Origin of the sequence: Demequina sediminis, from assembly GCF_030296675.1 — a bacterium.
Taxonomy (GTDB): Bacteria; Actinomycetota; Actinomycetes; order Actinomycetales; family Demequinaceae; genus Demequina; species Demequina sediminis.
In genome coordinates, this window is record NZ_AP027736.1 from 2,425,683 (window position 1) to 2,448,831 (window position 23,149).

A 23,149-nucleotide genomic window follows, 5' to 3' on the forward strand; every position below is an offset into this window, starting at 1 on the left:
GAACCTTGTCTTGTCGGGGACGGGTGGTCTACGAGGTGTGGATGCCGCACTCGGTCTTGCCTTGGCCGGCCCAACGCCCGGAGCGCGGGTCCTCGCCCGGCGCGACCTTGCGGGTGCACGGCAGGCAGCCGATGCTCGGGTAGCCCTGAGCCACCAGCGGGTGGCGGGGGAGGTCGTTGGCCTCCTGATAGGCCTCGACGGCGGCGTCATCCCATAGCGCGAGCGGGTTGATCTTCACGAGTCCGTGCTTGGCGTCCCAGCTGACCACCGGCATCTCGGAGCGGGTGATCGCGTCGACGCGGCGCGCGCCCGTGACCCAGGCGGCGTAGCCCTCGAGGGCGCGGCGCAGCGGCTCCACCTTGCGCAGCGCGCAGCACAGATTGGGGTCGCGAGCGAAGAGATCCTTGCCGTGGGTCGCATCCTGCTCCTCGACGGTCTGCTCGGGCAGGACGTTGACCACGGTGATGTCGAAGGCCCGCGCGGCCTCGTCCCGCGTGACGATCGTCTCGGGGAAGTGGTAGCCGGTCTCGAGGAAGAGCACGTCCACACCCGGCAGGCGGGTCCCGAACAGGTGGGGGAGGATCGTGTCCTGCATGGACGATGCCACGGCCAAGCGGGCGCCGAAGGTCGCCACCGCCCAGTCCGCGATGTGCGCGGCCGAGGCAGTCTCGAGGCGCGCGTTGACCTCGGCGCACGTCTGCGCGTTCCACTCGGTGGGGTTGAGGAGGGTGAGCGACGCGGAGCCCAACCCGGGGAGGCCGGTGCTCACTTGATCAGCTCCTCGTCCACCCGGAAGGCCCAGTCGGCGAACTGCTCGCCGTCCGTGCGGGTCTCGAGGTAGTTGCGGGTGACGCGCTCGACGTAGTCGGGCATGCCATCGGCCTTCACCTTGTGCGCGCGGATCTTGCGACCGAAGTCGTTGTCCTCGCCGCGGCCCAGGCGGCCACCCAGGTGCACCTGGAAGCCGGGGACCTGCTCGCCGGTCTCGTCGTCCAGCACGAGCTGGCCCTTGAAGCCGATGTCGGCGACCTGGATGCGCGCGCACGAGTTCGGGCAGCCGTTGACGTGCACCGTGATGGGGGCGTCGAGCGTGGGGAAGGCCTGATCGAGGCGGGTCACCACCTCGCGAGCGGTGGCCTTGGTCTCGACGATCGCGAGCTTGCAGTACTCGATGCCCGTGCAGGCCATGACGTTGCGGGCGAACTCGCCCGGCTGCGCCTCGAGCTCGAGAGCGCGCAGTCCATTGACGACGTCGTTGACCTTGTCCTCCGGCACATCCAGGATGAGCACCTTCTGGAGGGGGTGAGGCGGATCCGGTCGGAGCCGGCGGCCTCGGCGATGTCGGCGATCGCGGCGAGCTTGGCGCCCGAGATGCGGCCCGCGATGGGCGCGGCGCCGACGTAGTAGCGCCCGTCCTTCTGCTCATGGATGCCCACGTGGTCGCCGCGGTCGCCCGGGCGGCCCACCTCGGGGCCCGGGCCGTCGGGGAGCTTCCAGCCCAGGTAGTCGTTCTCGAGCACCTCGCGGAACTTCTCCGCGCCCCACGCCTTGACCAGGAACTTGAGGCGGGCGCGCGTGCGCAGGCGGCGGTAGCCATGGTCGCGGAAGATGCCGATGACACCGGCCCAGACGTCCGCGACCTTGTCGGGCTCGACGAAGGCGCCCAGGCGCACGCCCAACTGAGGGTTGATGCTGAGTCCTCCGCCCACCCACAGGTCGTAGCCCACGCCGAGCTCGGGGTGCTCGACGGCGACGAACGCGACGTCCTGAACCTCGTGGACGATGTCGGGGATGCGCGTGCCGGTGATCGCCGACTTGAACTTGCGCGGCAGGTTCGAGAACTCGGGGTTGCCGATTCCGCGGTCGATGATCGCGCGGATCTGCGGGGTCGGGTCGATCAGCTCGTCCTTCGCGACGCCCGCGACGGGGGAGCCCAGGATCACGCGGGGGACGTCGCCGCACGCCTCCGTGGTGAACAGTCCCACCGCCTCGATGCGGCGGAAGATCTCGGGCACGTCCTCGACGCGGATCCAGTGGAGCTGGATGTTCTGGCGGTCCGAGACGTCGGCGGTGTCGCGGCCAAATTCCTGAGAGATCGCCGCGATCTCGCGCGCCTGGGCGACGGACAGCTGGCCGCCGTCGGAGCGGACGCGCAGCATGAAGTACTCGTCATCGAGCTGGTGCGGCTCGAGGATCGCGGTGCGGCCGCCGTCGATCCCGGGCCGGCGCTGCGTGTACAGGCCCCACCAGCGGAAGCGGCCGCGCAGGTCCGAGGGCGGGATCGACCAGAAGCCCCACTTCGAGTACATCGTCTCGATGCGGTGACGGACCTCAAGCGGGTCACCCGTCGACTTGAACTCCTCGTTGGGGTTCAGCGGGGTGCGGTCGCCGGAGGCCCACTGGCCGTCCTTGGCCGCGGTGTCCTTGCGTGCGGCGGCCTCGCGGGTGCGGATGAGGCGCGCCTCCTCGCGGTGACGACGACGCTCGTCGGCATCGGTCAGCGCCTGGGGTGCGCGGTGGGGGGTGGTGTCGGCGGCGTCGGTGGTGGGGCTCACCGCTCCTCCAGTCGTGTCGGTGGGAGCTGCGGCCGGGCGGGCGCGTCTGAGGTGCGCTCGTCAGGCCGAGCGCCCAGGAAGTTGGGACAGGTTCCGTGGGCGACTCAGGCCGACAGACACATGGCACAGCAAACGCAGCACATCGGTGCGCGGTTTGCGTGGAAGGCCATGGGCGAGATGATGACACATCACCGGGGGACTTGGGAAGGGCGCGGGGGACGATGCCCGGGTTAGCAGGCACGGCCACTACCAGGCCCGATGCCCCCGGGGGTGTCGAGAGGCCCGCGGGGCCGGGACCTCCGGCCCCGCCGCCGCGGGTCGGACGCGCCTAGCGTGAGGGGGAGTCCGTCGAGGGGAGAACCGTGGATCAGGCCGCCGCCGGCGATGGCGCCTTCGATGTCGAGGCGTTCGTGCGCGGCCTCGACGCGATCCTCGCGCGCTCCGGCGCTCCGGCAGCGAGAGACTTCGTGCGCGAGGCGCTCGACGAGGCCGTGCGGCTCGGCGACCGCGGCGCTCGCCTCACGATCCTCAACGAGCAGATGGGCCTATTGCGCTCGATCGGGCGCCACGACGAGGGCGTCGCCGCCGCGCGTGCCGGGATCGCCCTCGCGCTCGACATGGGGCTCGAGGGGTCCGAGCCGCACGCCGTGACCCTCATCAACGCCGCGACCTCGCTGAGGGCCGCCGGGCTCGCGGACGAGGCGCGCGCGGTCTACGAGGCGGCGCTCCGCGCAGCCGGGTCCGCGCTCGCGCCGGGGGACCGGCGCATCGCGGCGCTGCGCAACAACCTCGCCATCCTGCTCGGCGATCAGGGCGACCACGAGGGCGCCCACCGCGAGCTCTCGACGGCGCTCGCCTCGCTCGAGCACGGTGCCGATGCTGTCCCCGATCCCGCCACGGACCCCGACGTCGCGACCACTCTCGTGAATCTCTCGCATGCGGCACGCGCGCTCGGCCGCGACGCGGAGGCCGATTCCCACGCCCTGCGCGCGCTCGCGGTCTTCCGCGCCGGCGGCCACGGCACGGATCCGCATGCCGCCGCCGCCCTCGCGGGGCTGGGCCAGTCTCGACTGGCCGCGGGCGACGCCGCGGGAGCGGTCGATGCGTACCGCGAGGCGCTTGCGATCGTCGAGGCGAGCTACGGCACGGAGTCCGACGCGCACGCGGTCACCGCGGCGAACCTCGCCGACGCGGAGGCGGCGCTGGCGCGCCGGGACGGGCGGGCCGCCGCATCGTCCCCCGCGCCCGCATCTCCCTCCGCCCCCCGCCCCGACCTGACGGGGCTCGAGCTGTCGCGCGCGTTCTGGGACGCGCACGGTCCCGAGCTGCTCGCGCGCTTTCCCGCGCTACGGGGGCGGGTCGCGGCGGGCCTCGTGGGCCACGGCTCCGAGTGCTACGGCTTCGACGACGCCGTCTCGCGCGACCACGACTTCGGTCCGGGCTTCTGCCTGTGGCTCACCGCCGACGACCACGCCGCGTGGGGCGTGCAGCTGCAGGACGCGTACGACGCGCTGCCGACCCAGTTCCTCGGCTACGGGCCGCGGCTGGCGACCGAGCGCGCGAGCGGTGCCGGCCGGCGCGTGGGGGTGTTCGAGATCGGCGCATTCTTCGAGGGGATCACGGGTCACCCGGCCGCCCCCGGTGCCGACAGACCCCACGAGTGGCTCGCCCTCGAGGAGGCGACGCTCGCCGCGGCGACCAACGGCGCGGTGTTTGCCGATCCGCGCGGAGCGTTCAGCGGGGTGCGCAATGGCTTCCGGCGCATGCCGGCCGACGTCAGGCTCGCGTTGATCGGTCGGCGGCTCGCGATGGCCTCGCAGGCGGGCCAGTACAACGTGCCGCGCATGCTGAGCCGCGGCGACGGAGAGGCCGCGTGGCTCGCGGCTGCCGAGTTCGTGAATGCGGCTGCCTCGCTGGTGTTCCTGCTCGGCGGTCCCACCGCGGTCGGCTACCTGCCGTATTACAAGTGGCGGTTCGCCGCGCTGCGTGACCTGGCGTCGCGCCCCGGCGCGCGGCTGCCCGAGGTGCCGTCGCTGCTCGCGGACGTCACGCGCGACGCGTCGGCCGCGTGCGTGGGCGCCGACCCCGGCGCGCGGGAGTCGCTCGCGGTGGCCATCGACCGGACGTGCGCCCTCATCGCGGGCGAGCTGCGTGCGCAGGGGCTGAGCGCGTCGACCGACACGTTCCTCGAGCATCAGCGTGCCCACGTGCAGGCGCGCATCGGCGACGACTGGCTGCGTGCGCTGTGAGGCGGACGGCGACCCTCGAGGCGGCCGAGCGCGTCGCGCGACACGAGTTCGCGCAGTTTCAGCACGTGCGCGGCGAGGACGGGCGCGCGGACTGCCAGGACGACTGGCCGACCTTCCGGGCGATGCGCGTGAGCCAGTTCCTCACGTGGACCCCCGCGCTCCTCGAGAGCTACGCGGCGGACCTTGACGCCGCGGACGTCACGGGACGCAACCTGGTCACCGAGAAGTACGCGCGCATGATGGCATCCGTCGAGCCGGACAGGTTTGCGCGGGACCTCGCCCCACACCTGCCGGCGCTGTCGAGCGCCCGGGTCGCGCTGCAGGAGCGCATCATCGCGGCTCAGGTGGCGTGGGCCAGGGACTTCCGCGGCCGCTTCCCGCGCCTGGGCCTGGGCATGCGCGTGCTCACCACCGCGGAGGACACCCTCGCGGACACGTCGTTCGAGACGTACCTGCGCGGGGAGCTCGGCACGTACTCGACGCGCACGCTGCGCCTGTACGGCGAGCTGGTCGACGCGCTCGCGGCTGAGCGCGTCAACCTCACCGAGCTCACGGTCGGCCACACCGTGGCGCTCGCGGGTTTCGCGTCGCTCGCCGCGGCGGAGGAGGCACAGGCGGGGCAGCGGAGTATACCCCCGGGGGCGTAGGCTGAGGTCGTCCGCTGGATTTCTGCGATGGCGGCGTGTCTATACTCTGGTGCCGTTCGCCCGGGTCGGGCGCAGCAGTACCGCGTCCTACTCCGCACATCCGACCCCGCAGCCCCGAGGAATTCGCCGTGACCACGCATCGTCCGCTCCGCGTCGCCATCATCGGCGCCGGCCCCGCCGGCACCTACGCCGCCGACATCCTGTCCAAGACCGACCTCGACGTGTCGATCGACATCATCGAGCGGCTGCCCGCGCCCTTCGGCCTCGTGCGGTACGGCGTGGCCCCCGACCACCCGCGCATCAAGCAGATCATCGTGGCGCTCGCGAACGTGCTGGGCCGCGGCGACATCCGCCTCCTCGCGAACGTCAACATCGGCACCGACCTCAGCCTGCAGGACCTTCGCGAGCACTACGACGCCGTGATCTTCGCGACCGGATCGTTCTCGGACGCGGACCTCGATATTCCTGGTATCGACCTGGATGGATCGTATGGCGCCGCCGACTTCGTGTCCTGGTACGACGGCCACCCGGACGTGCCTCGCACGTGGCCGCTCGAGGCCAAGGAGATCGCCGTGCTCGGCGTCGGCAACGTCGCCCTCGACGTCGCGCGCATCCTCGCGAAGCACCCCAAGGACCTCATGCCCACCGAGGTGCCGGCGAACGTGGTCGAGGGCCTCGAGTCCTCGCCCGTCACGGACGTCCACGTGTTCGGACGGCGCGGTCCCGCCCAGGTCAAGTTCTCTCCGCTCGAGCTGCGCGAGCTGGGCCACGTGCCCGACGTCGACGTGATCGTGTACCCCGAGGACTACGACTTCGACGAGGGTTCGATGGCCGCGATCGAGGGCCACCACCAGACCAAGCAGGTCGTGAAGACCCTCACCGACTGGACGCTCAAGGAGCCCACCGGCGCGTCGCGCCGCATCCACCTGCACTTCCTCCAGAGCCCGCACGAGGTGCTGGGCGAGGACGGCAGGGTCACGGGCATTCGCATGGAGCGCACGGCCCTTCAGGGTGACGGCACGGTCAAGGGCACGGGCGAGTTCATCGACTACCCCGTGCAGGCCGTCTATCGCGCGGTCGGGTACTGGGGCACCGAGATCGAGGGCGTGCCGTTCGACGGGCGCCGCGGCGTGATCCGCAATGAGGGCGGACGCGTCATCGAGGACTCGGGCGAGCGCGTGCACGGCTTCTACGCGACCGGCTGGATCAAGCGCGGGCCCGTGGGGCTCATCGGTCACACCAAGTCCGACGCGTCCGAGACCGTCGCGAACCTGGTCGAGGATGCCGCGGCGCTCTACGAGGGCACGCAGGCGAGCCCCGAGCAGCTGAGCCCCGACAACATCCTGCGCCTGCTCAAGGAGCGCGACGTGCCGGTGGTCCAGTGGAAGGACTGGGAGGTCCTCGACGCTCACGAGCGCGCGCTGGGTGAGGCCGAGGGGCGCGAGCGCGTCAAGGTGGTGCCGCGCGAGGAGATGACCGACATCGCGCTCGGTCGCCTCGCCGAGCGCGCCTGAGCCGCCGCCCGTGAGGCGCTGGCGTCCGGACGACGCGTCCGACGTCGGCGCCGTCGCGCGACTCCTCGCCGACTCTCTGGTGGCGACCGAGCGCGAGAAGGGCGTCGAGGTGGCTTCCGGCGTCGCACTGTCCGAGAGGTACCGTCGCGAGGTCGAGGATCCGGTGGCGGCGCTTCGTGGCGCGACGGTGCTCGTGTGCCTCGAGAGGGAGTTCTCCACGGCGGGGTGACACGCACTGCCGCGGGGAACCTGGGGGACCGCGTGACCGTTCTGAGTGCGAGGGATTGACGGAGGGGACGCGTGAACAGGAAGTACTTCAACGGCCTGAAGACCACCGGCTTGTTCGTGGCGCTGTGGGCGGTGATGCTCACGCTGGGGTCGTTCATCGGCGGCGGCCAGTACCTGTGGCTCTTCGCGCTGCTGTCCGTGGCGGGCACGGCGTACGGCTACTGGAACTCGGACAAGCTCGCCATTCGGGCCATGCACGCGCGTCCCGTCACCGAGGTCGAGCAGCCCGCGATGTATCGCATCGTGCGCGACCTGAGCCGCGAGGCCAACCAGCCGATGCCGCGGCTGTACATCTCGCCGACGGCCGCCCCGAACGCGTTCGCGACCGGGCGCAACCCGCAGAACTCGGCCGTCTGCTGCACGGAGGGCATCCTCGAGCTCCTCGACGAGCGCGAGCTGCGTGGGGTGCTGGGCCACGAGCTCATGCACGTCTACAACCGCGACATCCTCATCGGGTCGGTGGCCGCGGCCTTCGCGGGCATGATCACCGCGGTCGCGCAGATGCTGTTCTTCTTTGGCGGCGGCAACTCGAACCGCGAGAACCCGCTCGGGGCGATCGGGCTCATCGCGATGCTGATCCTCGCCCCGATCGCGGCGGCGCTGATCCGGATGGCGATCTCCCGCACGCGGGAGTACGACGCCGACGAGGACGGCGCGACCCTCACGGGCGACCCGCTCGCGCTCGCGTCCGCGCTGCGCAAGCTCGAGTCCGGCACCCGCGCGCGTCCGCTCAAGGACTCTCCCGACCTCGAGAACGTCTCGCACATGATGATCGCCAACCCGTTCCGCGGCGCGGGGATGTCGAACCTCTTCGCCACGCACCCGCCCATGGACCGCCGCATCGCCCGACTCGAGGAGATGGCGCGCACGCGCGGCTACCTGCGCTGACGTGTGGCCCTTGGCGCTGAAGTTCAGCGCCACCGCTCAGCGCGCGCGGCGCGAAACAGGAAGGTCGTGTCCCCCAGGGTGAGCGGCTCGCGTGGCCGGTGCGTGAGCACGATCACGGGTGTGTGGAAGGGCGGCTGCTCGCCCCACCAGCCGTGCCAGTGCGCATCGTCCTGCCAGCCGGGCGGTCCGAACTTGCCCGCGCCCATGATCTCGACGCCGATCCCCTCGAACGAGCGTCGCGCGAATGCGTCGTCGGGAGTCGGCGGGGCATCGGGCACGCCCTGGAGCGCCGCCCATGTTGCGGTGTCCTTGAACCACTCCATGAGCCGCATGCCCGCATGACCGAACGGGGCCTCGACGCTGCGGTCCTCACCCGTGGCGAAGCCGTCGAGCGAGACCGCGAGGTTGTGGACGCGGACCAGGGTCATGACTGCAGTGTGTCACCGGCGGGCGGGTGTCACACGGGCATGAGCAGCAGGCTCGCGAGCACCACCAGGCTCACGCCCACCTCGGAGGCGCCGATGATCGCCACCCGCAGTCGCGCACGCGCGGGCAGGATCAGGGCGCGCGCGAGGAGCAGTCCGAACGTCGCCGCGAGCCACGGCCAGTACGCCGTGGTCGCGACCAGGGCTGCCGCATGGAACAGCGCGGACACCACGCGATGAAGGAGCGATCCGTGCTCACGAATCATGGTCTTCACATAGAGCACCGACCCCGCGAGGTAGGCCCACGCGACCAGTGCGACCGGCACGCCCAGGCGCCAATCGAGTCCCGCGGTCGCCGGCACGATCATCGCCATGAGTGAGGCCATGGTCACGGAGGCGATCCCGTTGACGCTCGACCGCTCCTGTCCCGCGCGCGTGAGGACCACGTTGACCGCGAGCAGGACGGCGAAGGCGGGCGCGAACCACGCGAGGCCCGGTCGCAGCGCCACCACCGGCAGCAGCGCCGCGGCGCACGTGGCGCCGAAGGTCAGCACCTGCGCGCGTACGCGCAGGAACCGGCCCGTCTTAACCCACAGCAGCAGGTGATACGACGCGAGCCAGCCCGTGAGCCAGCCAAGCAGGAGCGGGACGTGCAGCCAGGCGACGCCGAACCTGAGCCCGGCGAGGTACGGCAACAGCAGCATCGCCCAGACCCCGTGTTGGGGCGGGATCCAGGCGCGGAGGCGGCGCGATCGCGCGCGGGCGGTCCGGGGGCGGTCCGCGGGAGACGCGCCGCGCGGGTCAGCAGACCGGCGCGGGGCGCTCACGGCGTCAGCGGAAGTTGACGAACTGCAGCGCGGCGTCGACGTCGGCGCCCTTGAGCAGCGCGATCGTCGCCTGAAGGTCGTCGCGGCTCTTCGAGGTCACGCGCAACTCGTCGCCCTGGATGAGGGCCTTGACGCCCTTGGGTCCCTCGTCGCGCACGAGCTTGGTGAGCTTCTTCGCGACGTCCTGCGCGATGCCCTCCTTGACCTCGGCGACCAGGCGGAACTCCTTGCCCGAGGGCTGCGGCTCGCCCCACTCGAGCGCCTTCATCTCGATGTTGCGCTTGGCGAGCTTGCCGATGAACACATCGAGGACGGCCTTGACGCGCTCGGGGCTGTTCGCCTTCATGAGGATCGACTCGCCCGAGAACTCGATCGATGCGCCCACGCCCTTGAAGTCGTAGCGCTGAGCGATCTCCTTCGCGGCCTGGTTGAGCGCGTTGTCGACCTCCTGGCGGTCCACCTTGCTCACCACGTCGAAGCTGCTGTCGCCTGCCATGTCTCCTCCTCGGGGGCGCCGCGGTGGCGGCGCGATCGCGTGCGTCTCTCGGGCCATCGACGCGGGTTCGCGCCGGGGGTCCAATCCTTGCTATCCTTCCATGCGCGCCGCCCTGCGGCGCATCGGCGGGTTGCCCGAGCGGCCAAAGGGAGCTGACTGTAAATCAGCCGTCACTGACTTCGGGGGTTCGAATCCCTCACCCGCCACCCACGAGCAGCGCCCCTCCCCCGCGGGAGGGGCGCTGTCGCGTTTCCTGGCTCCCGGCATCGTCCCCCTTGAGAGGGACGATGCCGGCGTCGCCGGGGCGGTCGCGTGTGCGTCAGGCGGTCGCGGCCTCTCGCCGCGGGCGTGAGCCGTCGTGCATGTCCTCGAGTTCGCGGCCCTTGGTCTCCTCGACGCGGAGATAGACGAACACGAAGGACAGCAGGGCCATCGCGGTGTAGAGCGCGTAGGGAAGCTGCAGGCCCATTCCGGCGAGAGTCGGGAAGGAGACGGTGATCGTCCAGTTCGCGAGCCACTGCGCCGCCGCCGCGACGGCGAGCGCCGTCGCGCGGATCTTGTTGGGGAACATCTCCCCGAGCAGCACCCACACCACGGGACCCCAGGTGGCGCCGAAGGACACGACGAAGGCGTTGGCGGCCACCAGCGCGATGGGTCCCCACACCCCCGATAGCGTGGCTGCACCCTCCGCGTCGACGCTCGCGTTCGCGAACGCGACGGCCATGGTGCCGAGCGAAGCCGTCATGCCGAGCGATCCGATGAGCAGCAGGCGCCTGCGACCGATGTGGTCGACCAGGGCGATCGCGATGATCGTCACGACGATGTTGGTGACCGAGGTGATGGTCGACGTGGTGAAGGCTTGGGACTCCTCGAAGCCCACCGACCTCCACAGTGTCGTCGAGTAGTAGAAGATCACGTTGATGCCCACGAACTGCTGGAAGACGGACAGCAAGATGCCGGTCCACACGATGGGCTTGAGGCCGAGGCGGTTGCCGCGCAGATCGCTCAGCGAGCGCTTCTCGTCGGTGCCGAGCGAGTCGCGGATCTGGGCGATCTTGGCGTCGACGTCCTCGACGCCGGAGTACGTGGCAAGGATGTGCGCCGCCTCGTCGTCGCGGCCGCGTCCCACCAGGAAGCGGGGGACTCGGGAAGGCGAAGCGCAGTGAGGCCATACACGAGCGCGGGCGCGGCCTCCACGATGAACATCCACCGCCACGCCTCGAGTCCCCACCACAGCTCCTCGGCGGCGCCGCCCGCGATCATCGCGAGGACCTGCGCGCTGAGTAGCGCGGTGAAGATGCCGATCACGATCGCGAACTGCTGGAGCGAGCCCAGCCGGCCGCGGAAGGCCGAGGGCGAGACCTCCGCGATGTACGCGGGTGCGATGACCGATGCCGCACCCACCGCGAGGCCTCCGAGCACGCGCCAACCGATGAGATCCCAGATGCCCGTCGCGAGGCCCGACCCGAGCGCCGAGATCAGGAAGAGGATCGAGGAGATCACCATCACGCGGATGCGTCCGTGGCGGTTGGCGATTCCTCCCGCGAACCACGCGCCGACCGCGCATCCGAGCAGCGCGGACGCGACCGCGAAGCCAGTGAAGGCATCGGACAGGGAGAACGCGCCCTGGACGGAGTCGACTGCCCCGTTGATGACCGAGGAGTCGAAGCCAAAGAGGAAGCCACCGAGCGCGGCACCCACGCTGATGCCGATCACCCGCCCCTGAAGTCGGGCGCGGGACGAGGACGCGGGCTGGGATGCCACGGTGGACTCCAATCGGGGACGGGCCCGCGTCGCGCGGGCAGCGGGAAAAACCGTAACCCGATTCGCGCCCCGATGCCGCGCGGGTCCGCGTCAGTGGCCGCCCATGAGCGGCGCCATCACGCGCGCGACCGCGCTGGTGCGACCCGTGGCGCGCTCCTCGTGGTCGGCGAGCGCCATGGCTCGTAGGCCGGCGTTGACGCCGAGCCATCGCAGCGGCTCCGGCTCCCATCGGCGCGAGCGGTGGTTCACCCACGGCAGCGTGACGAGGGCGGTGTCCTCGCCCAGGATGAGGTCGCGCAGCGTGCGCCCCGCCAGGTTGGTGGTGGTGACCCCGTCGCCCACGTAGCCGCCCGCCCACGCGATCCCCGTCGCACGGTCGAGGCCCACCGACGCGTGCCAGTCGCGCGCGATGCCGAGCGCCCCGCCCCACGCGTGCGTGATCTCCGCGCCCTCAAGCGCGGGCAGCATGTCGACCAGGATCCCGTGCAGCGCGCGGTGCACGCGGTGCGCGCGCCGCGCATTGAGCCGCGTCGACGATCCCCACCGGTAGGGCGCCCCGCGACCGCCGAAGACCATGCGGTCGTCGGCGGTGCGCTGCCCGTAGATGATGAGGTGCCTGCCGTCCGAGAACGTCTCGCGGCGGTCGAGCCCGATCCGCTCCCACGTCACGGCCGGCAGGGGAGCGGTCGCGATCACGAGCGACTGCATCGGGATCACGGCACGCCTGCTGGCGGGCAGCCCCGGGGTGTAGCCCTCGGTCGCGCGCACGATGTAGTCCGCGGTCACAACGCCGCGCGAAGTGGTCACGCGGTGTGGCGAGATGTCGGTGACCTCGGTCGCTTCGTGCACGCGCACGCCGCGGCGGCGGACGGCCTGCGCGAGTCCGCGCACCAGCCGGCCGGGGTGGATCGCGGCGCAGTCCGGGGTGTAGGTCGCGCCCAGGGCACCCTCGGCGTGAAGCCGGCCGAGGGCATCGTCCCGTCCCAGCAGCGCGATCTCGGCCTCTTCGCGGCCCCAACGCCGCGCCTCCTCGACCTCCGCGCGAGCGCGCGCGAGCTGGACGGGCGTGCGCGCGACAACGATCGTCCCGCCCTTGGCCGCGCCCGCGTCGATCCCCTCCGCGGCGGCCGTGTGCAGGAGCTCGTCGATCGACTCGCGCATGGCGCGGTGCTGCCGCATCGCGGCGTCGACCCCGTGCTCGCGCGCGAGGGTCGCGATCGAGCTGGGGAAGAGCGCGGACGCCCAGCCGCCGTTGCGGCCCGAGGCGCCGTAGCCGGCGTGCTCACGCTCCAGGATGACGATGCGCAGGTCGGGTCGCGCACGGGTCAGGTAGAGCGCGGTCCACAGGCCGGTGAAGCCCGCGCCGACGATCGCGACGTCCGCCACGACGTCCCCCTCGAGCGGATCCGTGGGCGCGAGAGAGTCCTCGACGGTGTCGAGCCACAGGGACGGGCGCGCTGAGGTGCTCACGCCGACAGTGTGGACGGAGGGGCCCCACCACGGGCCCTTCGAGGCCGTTCCGTTTCCCCGATGTTAAGTTTGCGAGACATTCCGTACAGATCGTCCGACCCGGTGCAACAATCCATTGTGCCCACGCTCGCAGTGGTGCAACTATCGGCAACAACGCACCAGTCGGTGCGTGCGCCGCGGAGTCGAGGAGGTTGATGTGGACGAGGTCATGCCGCCGGAAGAGGGACAGAAGAGGGGCATCTCGCGCCGAGGGCTGATCCTGGGAGGCGCCGCGGGCGCCGCAGGCATCGCGGCGATTGCCTATCTCGGCACGCGGGGAGGCGGCGGCACCGCGGGATGCGTGACCACGGACCTGTCGTCGACTGAGGCACGTCTCGCGATTTCGAACTGGCCCGAGTACATCGACGAGGACGACGGCGACTACCTGTCCACGCTGTCGCAGTTCCAGGAGCAGACCGGCATCCAGGTCTCCTACACGCCCGACGTCAACGACAACTCCGAGTTCTTTGCGCGCGTGCGCAACCAGCTGGGCGCGTGCCAGCCGACGGGCCGCGACATGTTCATGCTGACCGACTGGATGGCCGCGCGCATGATCGATGCCGGCTGGATTCAGCAGCTGGACAAGGCCAACGTCCCCAACCTCGACGCCAACCTCATCTCCTCGCTGCAGGGCGTCGGATGGGACCCGAACCGCGACTACTCCGCGCCGTGGCAGTCGGGCTTCACCGGCATCGCGTACAACAAGTCGCTCGTGGGCGAGGTGCGCACCATGGACGAGCTCCTCACGCGCTCGGACCTCAAGGGCAAGGTCACGATGCTCACCGAGATGCGCGACACCATGGGCCTCCTCATGCTGAGCAACGGCGCGGATCCGGCGAACTTCTCCGACGACGACTGGGGCGCCGCGCTCGAGAAGCTGAGCAAGGCGCGCGCGGACGGCCAGATCCGTGCATTCACCGGCAACGAGTACATCAACGACCTCGCGGCGGGCAACATCGCGGCCTGCGTCGCGTGGTCGGGTGACGTCGCCGCGGCGGAGGATGAGAACCTCGTCTTCCTCCCGCCGGACGAGGGCATGATGATCTGGTCGGACAACATGCTCATCCCCGTCCAGGGCATGCACAAGGCCAACGCCGAGAAGTGGATCGACTTCTACTACGACCCGAAGATCGCGGCCCAGCTCGCGGCCTACGTCTGGTACGTCTGCCCGGTAGAGGGCGCGCGCGAGGAGATGGAGTCCATCGACCCGTCGCTGGTCGACAACCCGCTGATCTTCCCGACCGACGAGTACCTCGCACAGACCAACGGCTTCATGTCGCTCGACGAGGCCAAGGCGTCCGGATACGAGAGGGACTTCGCGGATGTCACTGGCTGAGGATGCTCGCCGCGACCTCCGGCTCGCGGGGCTGACCAAGCGCTACCCCAACGGCTTCGTCGCGGTGAAGTCGCTCGATCTGGTGATCCCGCAGGGTTCCTTCTTCGCCCTGCTCGGCCCGTCGGGGTGCGGCAAGACCACGACCCTGCGCATGGTCGCGGGACTCGAGGGCCCCACCGCGGGCACCATCCACATCGGCGACACCGACATCACCCACGAGAAGCCCTTCAAGCGTCCCGTCAACACGGTGTTCCAGAACTACGCGCTGTTCCCCCACCTCACCATCGCGGAGAACGTCGAGTTCGGTCCCAAGCGGCGCGGGGTCAAGGACACCGCGTCCCAGGTGAAGGAGATCCTCGAGCTCACCGAGCTGACCGAGCAGGCCGCCAAGAAGCCCGCTCAGCTCTCGGGTGGCCAGCAGCAGCGCGTGGCCCTGGCCCGCGCCCTCATCAACCGCCCCGAGGTGCTGTTGCTCGACGAGCCGCTGGGCGCGCTCGACCTCAAGCTCCGCCGCGCGATGCAGATCGAGCTCAAGCGGATCCAGGAGGAAGTAGGCCTGACATTCGTCCACGTCACGCACGACCAAGAGGAGGCCATGACCATGGCCGACACGGTCGCGGTGATGAACGAGGGGCGCATCGAGCAGCTCGGCACTCCCTATGACCTCTACACCAACCCCCACACCACGTTCGTGGCCAACTTCCTCGGTCGATCGAACCTGGTCAAGGGCACGGTCGTGGGCAGGGAAGGCACGGGGGCCGATGCCGTGGTCAAGGTCGACATGCACGGCACGGTGGTGACGATCAAGGCCAGTCGCGTCCACACGGAGTCCTCCGAGGGCTGGATCGGCATCCGTCCCGAGAAGGTCCTCATCCAGCCGGCGGGCACGCCGCTCGACGCGCCGGGCAACTTCTTCTCGGGCGCCGTGGTGAGCGAGGCGAGCTACATGGGAGTCTCGACCGAGTACCACCTGCGCATGCCGTGGGGCCAGGAGCTCATCTGCTTCGAGCAGAACACGGGACGGCGCGGCGGACTCGTGGCGGTCGGCACTCAGGTCGACGTGTCCTGGAGGCCCGAGTTCGCGTTCCTCCTCGACTCGTCTCAGGATGCCGGGGCCGGGATCGAGGAGGAGTGACGTGACCGCCCTCCAGCGCGTCTTCGGCAGGAATGCCGCGTACATCCTGATCGCCCCGGCCGCGCTGTGGCTCGCGGTCTTCTTCCTGTTCCCGATCCTGTCCCTGCTCACGACGTCGCTGTCGGATCCTGCGGGCAACCCGGTCACCGGCTATACGCTGACGTGGCGCGTCCAGAACTACGTCGAGGCGCTCGCGGACTACTGGCCCTATCTGGGCAGGTCGCTGCTCTATGCGGGCATCGCGACGTTCTTCTGCCTCATCCTCGGCTACGTGCTTGCCTATGCGATCGCGTTCAAGGCGGGGCGGTTCAAGACGATCATGCTGGTGCTGGTCATCGCGCCGTTCTTCACCAGCTTCCTGGTGCGCACGCTGTCGTGGAAGCTGATCCTCGCGGACAACGGGTGGATCGTCGAGACGCTGCAGTCGCTCAACCTGCTCGCGGAGGATGGGCGCCTGCTCGCGACGCCCGTCGCGGTGGTGGCCGGCCTCACGTACAACTTCCTGCCGTTCATGATCCTGCCGCTGTACACGAGCCTCGAGAAGATCGACCCGAAGCTCAACGAGGCGGCGGCGGACCTGTACGCGAACCCCGTGCAGCGCTTCTGGCGCGTCATCTGGCCGCTGTCGCTGCCGGGAGTGGTGGGCGGCACGCTGCTGACCTTCATCCCGGCGACCGGTGACTACATCAATGCCGAACTCCTGGGCAGCCCCAACACCCAGATGGTCGGCAACCGCATCCAGGCGCTCTTCACGACGGTGGGTGACTATCCGCACGCGGCGGCGCTGTCCGTGATCCTCATGGCGATGATCGTCGCGATGGTGCTCTACTACGTGCGCAAGGCGGGAACGGAGGACCTCCTGTGATGACCCGTGTGGGCCGATGGATCGGCCGTCACCTCGCGCTCGCGCTGGGCCTGCTGGTCCTGCTGTACATGTACATCCCCAACTTCATCGTCGCGCTGATGTCCTTCAACGACGCGTCGCAGTCGCGCAACCTCTATCAGTTCCAGTCCTTCACGTGGGACAACTGGCTCAACCCGTGCGCCCCGCTGGGGATGTGCGAGTCGCTGCGCGTGAGCATCAGCATCGGCCTGCTCGCGACGATCGTGTCGACCATCATCGGCACGCTCGCGGCCTTCGCGCTCGTGCGCCACCGCTTCGAGGGGCGATCGACGGCCAACCTCATGGTGTTCCTGCCGATGGCCACTCCCGAGATCGTGATGGGCTCGTCCCTGCTGGCGCTGTTCGTCGCGGCGGGGCTGGGCGGCCAGCTGGGCTTCTGGACGATCCTCGTCGCACACATCATGTTTTGCATCTCATTCGTGGTGGTGACGGTGCGGTCGCGTCTCTCGGGCCTGGACTCCAATCTGGAGAAGGCCGCGATGGACCTCTATGCCAACGAGTGGCAGACGTTCTGGCGCGTCACGTTCCCGCTGGTCTTCCCCGGCATCCTCGCCGCGGCCCTGCTCGCGTTCTCGCTGTCCTTCGACGACTTCATCATCACGAACTTCAACGCCGGCCAGACGGTCACCTTCCCGATGTTCGTGTGGGGAGCGGCGCAGCGCGGCGTGCCCATGCAGGTCAACGTGATCGGCACCCTGATGTTCATCGCGGCGCTGACCTTCGTGATCCTCGGTGAGGTCGCGTCGCGGCGTCGGGCCCGGGGCAAGGTGTCCGCGAGGTAGGCACCCGGCGTCAGCCCGGAGCGCGGGTCGATCCCCGATCGGCCCGCGCTTCAGGCCGTCTCGACCCGGATCGCGGGCGATCGCGCACGCCGCCCGTGGGCTGAGCTGAGCGCGTGCTCGGCCCGGCGCGCGGGCGGCTCCGATCTACAGCAGCGCGTACGCCCGCGTGATGACGTCGCGCAGGATGCGCTCCATCTCGTCGAACTCGGCCTGGCCCACGATCAGCGGCGGCGACAGCTGGATGACCGGGTCGCCGCGGTCGTCCGCGCGGCAGTACAGCCCGGCGGCGTAGAGCTCCTTGGACAGGAAGCCGTGCAGGACCCGCTCGCCCTCCTCGTCGGTGAGCGTCTCCCGCGTCGCCTTGTCCTTGACCAGCTCGATGCCGTAGAAGAAGCCGTCTCCGCGCACGTCGCCCACCATGGGCAGGTCGAGCAGCCGCTCCAGGGTCGCGCGGAACGCCGGGGCGGTCTCACGCACGTGGGCCAGCACGCCCTCGTTCTCGAAGGCATCGAGATTGGCCATCGCGATCGCGGCCGCGACGGGGTGGCCCCCAAACGTGTACCCGTGCGCGAACATCTCGCCCGCGGCGAGGAACGGCTCCATCAGTCGATCCGACGCGATCATGGCGCCCATGGGTGCGTAGCCGGAGGTCAGTCCCTTGGCCGACGTGATGATGTCCGGCTCGTAGCCAAACCGGGTGGCGCCGAACATCTCGCCCAGGCGCCCGTACGCGCAGATGACCTCGTCGGACACCAACAGGACGTCGTGGCGGTCGCAGATCTCGCGCACGCGAGCGAAGTAGCCGGGAGGCGGCGGGAAACAGCCGCCCGCATTCTGCACCGGCTCGAGGAACACGGCCGCGACGCTCTCGGGGCCCTCGTTCTCGATCGCGACCTCGATCTGGTCGGCGGCCCACCGCCCGAACGCCTCGGCATCCGAGCCGTCGTGCAGCCCGTGCGTGATCTCGCTCGCGCGGTACGCGTTCGTGTTGGGCACGCGGAACGTCGAGGGCACCAGCGGCTCGAACTGCTGCTTCAGCGACGGCAGCCCCGTGATCGACAGCGCGCCGTGCGGGGTGCCGTGGTACGCGACGGCGCGGCTGATGACCTTGTGCTTCATGGGCTTGCCCACGAGCTTGAAGTAGTTCTTCGCGAGCTTCCATGCGGACTCGACCGCCTCGCCGCCGCCGCTCGTGAAGAACACGCGGTTGAGCGAGCCGGGGGCGTGGTGGGCGAGGCGCTCCGCGAGCTCGATCGCGCGCGGATGCGCGTACGACCACAGCGGGTGGAAGGCGAGCTCGCGCGCCTGGGCGGCGGCCGCCTCCGCGAGGTCCGCGCGGCCGTGGCCCAGCTGGTTGACGAACAGCCCCGCGAGGCCGTCGAGATAGCGCCTGCCCTCGGCATCCCAGATGTAGGCGCCCTCGCCGCGCACGATGATCGGCACGTCCGCCTCGGCGTAGCGCGAGTGCTGCGTGAAGTGCATCCACAGGTGATCCTTGGCGGCCTGCTGCAGGCGTGCGGTATCCATCCCCCCATCGTTTCGCCCGCCACGCCGTGCCGCAACCGACGCCTTGGCGGGGATCTGCGTGGGCGGACACGGTTCGTCCGGCGCCGGGATGCGCACCCGCGCTAGAGGAGGCGCACCTCCGCCTCGAGCGCGGCGGCGAGGTCACCCCGCGGGACGACCCGCACCTCGCCCAGGCCTAGCCAGCCCGCCATCACCGCCAGCTCTGCGGCGAGCGCGGCGGCCACCGAGGCATCGTCCCTGCGCCGTGTCCCTTGGGGGCGTCCGGGCTCGCGCCATGCGGACTCGACCGACAACACGCCGTCCTTGCGTAGGGCCTTGAGGTCCACGCGCGCCTCGAAGCGGTCGCCGTGCAGGAAGAGCAGGCAGTAGTAGCCGTACACGCGTTGCGGGGCGGGGGTGTAGATCTCGATGCGGTAATCGACACCGAACATCCGCAGCAGGCGCGGGCGGTACCAGCACACGGGGTCGAACGGGCTGAGCAGCGCCGATGCCGTGGCCCGGACGGGATCGGACGCCCCGGTGGCGAGCAGCGCCGGCTCCCGCCAGCCCTCGACCTCGACCCATCGCGCGAGGCCGCGCTCGACCGCCGAGTCCGCCCAGCCGGCGCGATGCGCGCGGGGCAGTCGAAAGTGGTCGGCGAGGTCGGACGGCGTGCCGATTCCCGTGGCGGCGAGGGCGTGGTCGAACAGGGTGCGATGCGCGTCGTAGGCGGGCATCCCCCAGTCGCCGCGCGAGGCGGGAGCGAGTCCCCACGCGCGCGACGTCGAGTCATACGTGCGCCGGAAGTGGGGCCCGCGCGCGGACGCGACCTCGCCCGTGATGAACAGGTGATCGAGAGCGTCCTTGACGTGCGACGTGTCCCACCACGTGCCGCGCCGCCCTTCGCGAGGGGCCAGGTGCTCGAGCTCCGAGGACGTGAAGGGCCCCGACTCCTCCACCCGCGCGCGCACCTCGTCGAGCAGTCCGGGCCGCTCACGGTCGAGGCGCTCGCGCGTGCGCACCTGCCACGAGGTCCCCGCGACCATCCGGTGATGCATCGCGGGCAGCAGCGCGCGCGGCATCACGGAGGCCTCGTGACCCCAGTGCTCGAAGGCGTGGTCGGAGCCGGACAGCCACCCGTCGAGGCGATCACGGTCGTACGGACCGTAGCGCGAGTACAGCGGGAGGTAGTGGGCGCGCGCGAGCACGTTGACCGAGTCGAGCTGCAGCACGCCCTGGCGGTCGAGGTACTCGCGGAAGCGCGCGGGGCCGGGCCTGCCGGGCGGGCGCCGGCGCGCGAGAGACTGCGCGGCGAGGTGGATCCGGCGGGCCTCGGCGGCCGTCAGCGAGGTGGTCACCGTGTCACTCTAGGAGGGCGGTCCGACAGCCGCGCCGGGCGCCCCGGCTCCGATTTCACTTTTGGGTTCCGCGGCGTGTACCCTGTTCCGGCTGGCCCCGATAGCTCAGTCGGCAGAGCGTTTCCATGGTAAGGAAAAGGTCCAGGGTTCGATTCCCTGTCGGGGCTCTCTATCCGTCGCGATTCTTGCGGCGGATCGCCGTTCGCGTTCGCGCGGCGGCACGCGGCGGGGTAGCTCAGCTGGTTAGAGCGCACGACTCATAATCGTGAGGTCGCGGGTTCGAGCCCCGCCCTCGCTACGGAACAGGCCATCAGCCTGATCTCGCGCTGTCGCAGGCGTGTCACGACAAGGCTGGGAGAGACCACATGGCCAAGAACGACGTTCGTCCGAAGATCACGCTCGCGTGCACCGAGTGCAAGGACCGCAACTACATCACGCGCAAGAACCGCCGTAACAACCCCGACCGTGTGGAGCTCTCCAAGTTCTGCCGGAAGTGCGGCAAGCACACCGCGCACCGCGAGACGCGCTAAGCATCACGCTTGAGACGAGGCCCGTCGCCCCCGCTGGGGCGGCGGGCCTTCGTCGTTCCCGGGTGGGGAGGGTGTCATGATGCGGGGCATGGATGATGCTCGGAGGGAGCCGGCCGCGCCGACCGGCGGCCCCGCTCTCGCGCCAGGGCGGAGGCCGGAGCAGACACGGGTTCGCCGTGTCGCCCGCGCGCTCGCGGTCCTGGCTCTGGTGGCCGTGTCGATACCGGTGCTCGCGAGGCTGACGGGCGTCGAGGCCGGACCGCTCGCGATCCTCGTGGCTCTCATGCCGTGGGTCGTGCTCGCGTGCCTGATCCCGCTGGCCCTGGCCCTGGCCGCGCGCGCGTGGGCGGTCGCCGGCGCGGCGGCCGCCGTGCTCGCGCTGTGCGTGGCCTGGCAGGCGCCGCTGTTCTCCGCAGGCGCGGGCGCGACAGCGGAGGACGCCGCCCTGACCGTGGCGAGCGTGAGCGCGACGTTCGGCCGCGTGGACGCGGATGCGGTGGTGGCGCTCGTGCGCGAGGGCGAGGTCGACCTCCTCGCGGTCCAGGAGCTCACGCCGGATGCCGCGGACGCGCTGGTTGCCGCGGGACTCGAGGACGCGCTGCCGCACTCCGTGCTCCTGCCGGAGGAGGGGTTCACCGGCACGGGTCTGTGGTCCGCGCTGCCCCTCGGGGACAGCGGCGAGGTCGAGGGGATGACGTCGCGTGCTCCGTGGGCTGTCGCCGAGCTCGACGGCCGCGCGGTCACCGTGCTTGCCCCGCATCCGGCCGCGCCTGGCCCCACGGACCACGCGCGGTGGGCGGCGGATCTCGAGCTGCTGCGCGACGCGGTCGCCGGAATGGACGACGCGGTCCTGGTCGTGGGGGACCTCAACGCGACGCGCGACCACCGGGCGTTCCGAGCGATCGAGTCGCTCGGATGCGTCGACGCCGCCGACGGCGCGGGCGCTGGCTTCCTGCCCACCTTCCCCGAGGGCCGCGGGCTGTTTCCGGTCGCGGCGATCGACCACGTGCTCGAGTGCGGCACCGGCCTGGGCGCGGTCGGGGTCGAGACCGCATCGATCGAGGGCGCGGATCATCGCGCCCTGGTGGTCCGCTACGGTGCCGCGTGAGCCCTGCGGTCGAATGACGCGGCAGGTAGTCGCGCGGGTCCGTATCCACCGCGCGCGCGGCCGGAAGGGTGATGAGGGGGCGTGGTGAGGCAGGTAGTGGTTGGCGTGGTCGCTCTGGCCGGCATGTTCGGCTTGTGCTCGTGCACGCCGGCGGTGGATCCTCAGAGCGTTGAGGAGTAGTGGATCTTCGACAACTACCCGCAGCTGTGGGATCAACGGATCCGCGCGCTGTCGACGGAGAAGCTCCAGAGGTCTCCGAGCGGCGGCCAGGAGCCGGTTCCGCTGGTCCAGTACCTGGATGGACAGCGCTTTGAGGGGACTGTCGAGGCCCCCTTGTCATTCAGCGGGACGGACACCGTTCCCGGAGAGTTGTCGATGGCTTCTGCCGAGCTGATCGATGGCACTCACTCAAGGGAGAACGGGTCCATCGAGCGCTACGGCAACAGTAAGTACCTGATCGACCTGAACCTCTCCGGCAAGGACAAGAGCCGGCTGTCCATTCGCATCTCGCGCAGCGACGGCAACGTGAAACCTTACTTCTACGACGGCGACACCAGTCCGCACACGTACGCGAACCTCGAGGAGGCGCTCGCGGACGTCAAGGATGGTGTCCCGCTCGGTGGTGGCCGCGTCCTGGACCTGGCGGAGATCTCGGCGGTACTGCTGGAGTCCGAGAGCGCACCATCTGGCATCCAGATAATCGACCCGCGGACATGGGAGCCGGTGAACTGGGTCCCATAATGCCCTGAGATCCTTACTGCCCCCGCCCCGGATGCATCAAATGCTCCGGAGCCGCCCCCACCCTCCTGGTGGCATAGGCCGGCCGATGCTCGATCACCGTCGCGAGCGCATCGCATGCACGCTTCCCGCGCGGCGCTCCTGTGCAGTCGGGCCGCATATAAGTTAAAGTGATTCTGTTCACCAAGGCTTATGGGGGTGCCATGGAGGCGGGGCGCGATGCCGAGACGCGCGCTGTTGCCGCGTTGCAGGAGTGCGGCTTCAGTGTTCGTGCGAGCTCGGGCACTGACCTGGTCGTCTCGACTCCTCGCGAGACCGTCGAGGTGACTGTCAAGGTCCGGCGGGCTGCGACGTACGAGTGGGAGGCGCGCCAGCTGCTTCGTGCGCATCCGGGCAACACCCTGCTCGTTGTCCCCCGTGCCGCGCGCTCCCTTCTTGCCGTCGCCGCCGACGACCCCCGCTTGAGCGTGCTCTCCCTGGACACCGCCGAGCTCCTCTGGCGCGGCGAGCCTTGCGCGTTCGGGCCGCGGGCGTCTGCCGACGATGCCGCGCGCGACGCTACCAGGCGAAGCCCTTGGGGGCGGTGGGGG

The 23,149-nt window shown here is 70.4% G+C and carries 19 protein-coding genes, 3 tRNA genes and 2 pseudogenes; 15 read left to right on the top strand and 9 right to left on the bottom strand.

All coding sequences use genetic code 11. The features are described from left to right. Positions 1 to 28: 28 nt before the first annotated feature. Both QUE44_RS12390 and QUE44_RS12395 read right to left on the bottom strand, forming a co-directional pair. Positions 29 to 769 carry a phosphoadenylyl-sulfate reductase gene (locus tag QUE44_RS12390; RefSeq protein ID WP_286214900.1) on the bottom strand — a complete coding sequence of 247 codons (741 nt, stop codon included), beginning with the start codon at positions 767 to 769 and terminating at the stop codon, positions 29 to 31. Beyond that, positions 766 to 2,453 (bottom strand): annotated as a pseudogene (locus tag QUE44_RS12395) (nitrite/sulfite reductase). Before QUE44_RS12395 ends, QUE44_RS12390 begins: the two are co-directional and overlap by 4 nt. Positions 2,454 to 2,917: 464 nt before the next feature. Here QUE44_RS12395 and QUE44_RS12400 point away from each other — a divergent pair. The 5 genes from QUE44_RS12400 to htpX all read left to right on the top strand — a co-directional run bounded on the left by QUE44_RS12400 (position 2,918) and on the right by htpX (position 8,141). After that, positions 2,918 to 4,804 carry a DUF4037 domain-containing protein gene (locus tag QUE44_RS12400; protein ID WP_286214901.1) on the top strand — a complete coding sequence of 629 codons (1,887 nt, stop codon included), beginning with the start codon at positions 2,918 to 2,920 and terminating at the stop codon, positions 4,802 to 4,804. Further along, positions 4,801 to 5,451, top strand: a complete 651-nt coding sequence (locus QUE44_RS12405) for a DUF4125 family protein (RefSeq protein WP_286214902.1) — start codon at positions 4,801 to 4,803, stop codon at positions 5,449 to 5,451. Before QUE44_RS12400 ends, QUE44_RS12405 begins: the two co-directional genes overlap by 4 nt. Positions 5,452 to 5,579: 128 nt before the next feature. Then, positions 5,580 to 6,965: an FAD-dependent oxidoreductase gene (locus QUE44_RS12410; protein ID WP_286214904.1), complete on the top strand. Its 1,386-nt coding sequence runs from the start codon at positions 5,580 to 5,582 to the stop codon at positions 6,963 to 6,965. 10 nt (positions 6,966 to 6,975) lie between these two features. Beyond that, entirely contained in the window at positions 6,976 to 7,194 is a 219-nt protein-coding gene (locus tag QUE44_RS12415) for a hypothetical protein (protein WP_286214906.1), read from the top strand. Between the two features lie 71 nt (positions 7,195 to 7,265). Then, positions 7,266 to 8,141: a zinc metalloprotease HtpX gene (gene htpX, locus QUE44_RS12420; protein WP_286214908.1), complete on the top strand. Its 876-nt coding sequence runs from the start codon at positions 7,266 to 7,268 to the stop codon at positions 8,139 to 8,141. Positions 8,142 to 8,164: 23 nt separating this feature from the next. Here the strand turns inward: htpX and QUE44_RS12425 are convergent, their stop codons facing one another. From QUE44_RS12425 to QUE44_RS12435, 3 genes are read right to left on the bottom strand one after another with little or no spacing between them, the layout of a single operon-like run. Then, positions 8,165 to 8,569, bottom strand: coding sequence for a dihydrofolate reductase family protein (locus tag QUE44_RS12425; RefSeq protein WP_286214910.1), 405 nt, complete (start codon positions 8,567 to 8,569; stop codon positions 8,165 to 8,167). A 29-nt stretch (positions 8,570 to 8,598) separates the two neighbouring features. After that, positions 8,599 to 9,393 carry a YwiC-like family protein gene (locus QUE44_RS12430; protein WP_286214913.1) on the bottom strand — a complete coding sequence of 265 codons (795 nt, stop codon included), beginning with the start codon at positions 9,391 to 9,393 and terminating at the stop codon, positions 8,599 to 8,601. Between the two features lie 4 nt (positions 9,394 to 9,397). Then, positions 9,398 to 9,889 carry a YajQ family cyclic di-GMP-binding protein gene (locus QUE44_RS12435; RefSeq protein WP_286214915.1) on the bottom strand — a complete coding sequence of 164 codons (492 nt, stop codon included), beginning with the start codon at positions 9,887 to 9,889 and terminating at the stop codon, positions 9,398 to 9,400. 124 nt (positions 9,890 to 10,013) lie between these two features. Between QUE44_RS12435 and QUE44_RS12440 the strand changes: the two genes are divergently transcribed. Next, positions 10,014 to 10,095, top strand: a tRNA-Tyr gene (locus QUE44_RS12440). Between the two features lie 113 nt (positions 10,096 to 10,208). Here QUE44_RS12440 and QUE44_RS12445 read toward each other — a convergent pair. Both QUE44_RS12445 and QUE44_RS12450 read right to left on the bottom strand, forming a co-directional pair. Beyond that, positions 10,209 to 11,542: pseudogene (locus tag QUE44_RS12445) on the bottom strand (sugar porter family MFS transporter). Between the two features lie 201 nt (positions 11,543 to 11,743). Next, complete coding sequence (locus tag QUE44_RS12450; protein ID WP_286214917.1) at positions 11,744 to 13,123, bottom strand: NAD(P)/FAD-dependent oxidoreductase; 1,380 nt, start codon at positions 13,121 to 13,123, stop codon at positions 11,744 to 11,746. A 196-nt stretch (positions 13,124 to 13,319) separates the two neighbouring features. Here QUE44_RS12450 and QUE44_RS12455 point away from each other — a divergent pair, with 196 nt between their 5' ends. The 4 genes from QUE44_RS12455 to QUE44_RS12470 are packed head-to-tail and all read left to right on the top strand — an operon-like array spanning position 13,320 to position 17,319. Beyond that, entirely contained in the window at positions 13,320 to 14,498 is a 1,179-nt protein-coding gene (locus QUE44_RS12455) for a polyamine ABC transporter substrate-binding protein (protein WP_286214919.1), read from the top strand. Next, on the top strand, positions 14,485 to 15,633 hold the full coding sequence (locus QUE44_RS12460; RefSeq protein ID WP_286214920.1) for an ABC transporter ATP-binding protein: 1,149 nt from the start codon (positions 14,485 to 14,487) through the stop codon (positions 15,631 to 15,633). The genes QUE44_RS12455 and QUE44_RS12460 overlap by 14 nt, the downstream gene beginning before the upstream one ends. 1 nt (position 15,634) lies before the next feature. Next, positions 15,635 to 16,498: an ABC transporter permease gene (locus tag QUE44_RS12465; RefSeq protein ID WP_286214921.1), complete on the top strand. Its 864-nt coding sequence runs from the start codon at positions 15,635 to 15,637 to the stop codon at positions 16,496 to 16,498. Continuing rightward, a complete protein-coding gene (locus QUE44_RS12470) occupies positions 16,498 to 17,319 on the top strand; it encodes an ABC transporter permease (RefSeq protein WP_286214922.1) in 822 nt (273 codons plus the stop codon). The genes QUE44_RS12465 and QUE44_RS12470 overlap by 1 nt, the downstream gene beginning before the upstream one ends. A gap of 144 nt (positions 17,320 to 17,463) precedes the next feature. Here the strand turns inward: QUE44_RS12470 and QUE44_RS12475 are convergent, their stop codons facing one another. Next, a complete protein-coding gene (locus QUE44_RS12475; RefSeq protein ID WP_286214924.1) occupies positions 17,464 to 18,846 on the bottom strand; it encodes an aspartate aminotransferase family protein in 1,383 nt (460 codons plus the stop codon). A gap of 101 nt (positions 18,847 to 18,947) precedes the next feature. Then, positions 18,948 to 20,183 carry a winged helix-turn-helix domain-containing protein gene (locus tag QUE44_RS12480; protein ID WP_286214926.1) on the bottom strand — a complete coding sequence of 412 codons (1,236 nt, stop codon included), beginning with the start codon at positions 20,181 to 20,183 and terminating at the stop codon, positions 18,948 to 18,950. Between the two features lie 94 nt (positions 20,184 to 20,277). Between QUE44_RS12480 and QUE44_RS12485 the strand changes: the two genes are divergently transcribed. The 5 genes from QUE44_RS12485 (at position 20,278) to QUE44_RS12505 (ending at position 22,562) form a co-directional block, all read left to right on the top strand. Beyond that, positions 20,278 to 20,350 (top strand) — tRNA-Thr (locus tag QUE44_RS12485). A 57-nt stretch (positions 20,351 to 20,407) separates the two neighbouring features. After that, positions 20,408 to 20,481 (top strand) — tRNA-Met (locus QUE44_RS12490). Positions 20,482 to 20,548: 67 nt separating this feature from the next. After that, positions 20,549 to 20,713 (top strand): 50S ribosomal protein L33, encoded by a 165-nt coding sequence (gene rpmG, locus QUE44_RS12495; RefSeq protein WP_042213233.1) that lies wholly within the window; start codon positions 20,549 to 20,551, stop codon positions 20,711 to 20,713. A gap of 88 nt (positions 20,714 to 20,801) precedes the next feature. Further along, complete coding sequence (locus tag QUE44_RS12500) at positions 20,802 to 21,821, top strand: endonuclease/exonuclease/phosphatase family protein (RefSeq protein WP_286214930.1); 1,020 nt, start codon at positions 20,802 to 20,804, stop codon at positions 21,819 to 21,821. A 375-nt stretch (positions 21,822 to 22,196) separates the two neighbouring features. Continuing rightward, the gene (locus tag QUE44_RS12505) at positions 22,197 to 22,562 is read left to right on the top strand and encodes a hypothetical protein (RefSeq protein WP_286214931.1); all 366 of its coding nucleotides are present in this window, start codon (positions 22,197 to 22,199) and stop codon (positions 22,560 to 22,562) included. The last annotated feature ends 587 nt before the right edge of the window (positions 22,563 to 23,149 follow it).